Source organism: Curtobacterium sp. B18 (genome assembly GCF_000333375.1).
GTDB lineage: Bacteria > Actinomycetota > Actinomycetes > Actinomycetales > Microbacteriaceae > Curtobacterium.
Map to the genome: position 1 here is coordinate 1 of NZ_BACZ01000667.1, position 1546 is coordinate 1546.

Consider the following 1546-nt stretch of genomic DNA (forward strand, 5'->3'; position numbering starts at 1 on the left):
CGATGTCGACCGCGAGGAGCGCGGAGATCGCGTCGGCCTCGTCGAGGAGTTCCGCGATGTCGGCGCCCGCGAGGCCGGACGGCACGAGGCCGAACGCGGTCAGCGCGGAGTAGCGGCCGCCCACGTTCGGGTCGGCGGTGAACACGCGGTACCCGGCGTCGATGGCCGCGGCCTCGAGCGGAGAGCCCGGGTCGGTGACGACGACGATCCGCTTCGCCGGGTCGATGCCGGCGTCGCGGAAGGCCTGCTCGTACACACGGCGCTGCGAGTCGGTCTCGAGCGTCGAACCCGACTTCGAGGAGACGACGAGCACGGTGCGGTCCAGCTGGTGCTCCACAGCGGCCCGGACCTGTGCCGGGTCGGTGGAGTCGAGGACCGTGAGCGGCACACCGGCGGTCCGGGTGATGACCTCCGGTGCGAGCGACGAGCCGCCCATGCCGGCGAGGACGACGTGGTCGACCCCCTCGGCACGGAGCGACTCGCGGAGGGCAGCGACCTCGGCGACGAGCGGGCGGGAGACCGAGACGGCCTCCACCCAGCCGAGGCGCTTCGACGCCTCGGCCTCGGCGTCCGGACCCCAGAGCTCGGGGTCCTGGGCCGTGATGCCCGACGCCACCAGGTCGGTGACGATACGCGGGACCACCTGGTCGATGGCCCGCGCCGCGTCACCGCTGGCGGCGATGGAGACCGTCACTCCTTGGCGCCCTCGAGCGCGGTCTTGACGGTGTCGACGAGCTCGCCCCACGAGACGATGAACTTGTCGACGCCCTCACGCTCGAGCAGCGCCACGACGTCGTCGTAGCTGATGCCCTGGGCGGCGATCTGGTCGAGGACCTGCTGCGCCTCGTCGAACGAGCCGGCGATGGCGTCGCCGTGGATCTCGCCGTGGTCGAACGTGGCGTCGAGGGTCTTGCCCGGCATGGTGTTGACGGTGCTCGGCGCGGCGAGCTCGGTCACGTAGAGCGTGTCCGGCAGCGACGGGTCCTTGACACCGGTCGACGCCCACAGCGGGCGCTGGGTGTTCGCGCCGGCCTCGAGCAGGCCGAGGGCGCGCTCGGAGGCGAACGCCTCGGTCCAGACCTGGTACGCGAGCTGGGCGTTCGCGATGCCGGCCTTCGACTTGAGGGCCTTCGCCTCGTCCGTGCCGACGGCGTCGAGACGCTTGTCGATCTCGGAGTCGACGCGCGACACGAAGAAGGACGCGACCGAGTGGATCTTCGAGAGGTCGTGGCCGGCGGCCTTGGCCTTCTCGAGACCACCGAGGTAGGCGTCGATGACGGCGCGGTAGCGCTCGAGCGAGAAGATCAGGGTGACGTTGACCGAGATGCCGGCGGCGATGACCTCGGTGATGGCCTCGAGGCCCTCGACGGTCGCCGGGATCTTGATGAGCACGTTCTCGCGGCCGACCTTGTCGAACAGGAACTTGGCCTGCTCGATGGTCTTCTGGGTGTCGTGCGCGAGGCCGGGCTCGACCTCGATCGACACGCGGCCGTCGAAGCCCTTGGTCGAGTCGTAGATCGGCTTGAAGATGTCGGACGCGTTCGCG

General features: G+C 70.5%; 1 protein-coding gene and 1 pseudogene. Both read right to left on the bottom strand.

Annotated features, from left to right (window positions below):
* Positions 1-694: pseudogene (locus I5E_RS17910) on the bottom strand (glucose-6-phosphate isomerase); the annotation flags it as partial.
* Positions 691-1546, bottom strand: an 856-nt coding sequence (gene tal / locus I5E_RS17915; protein WP_022908198.1) for a transaldolase, incomplete at its 5' end; no start/stop codon positions are given. The gene tal and the pseudogene I5E_RS17910, both read right to left, overlap by 4 nt.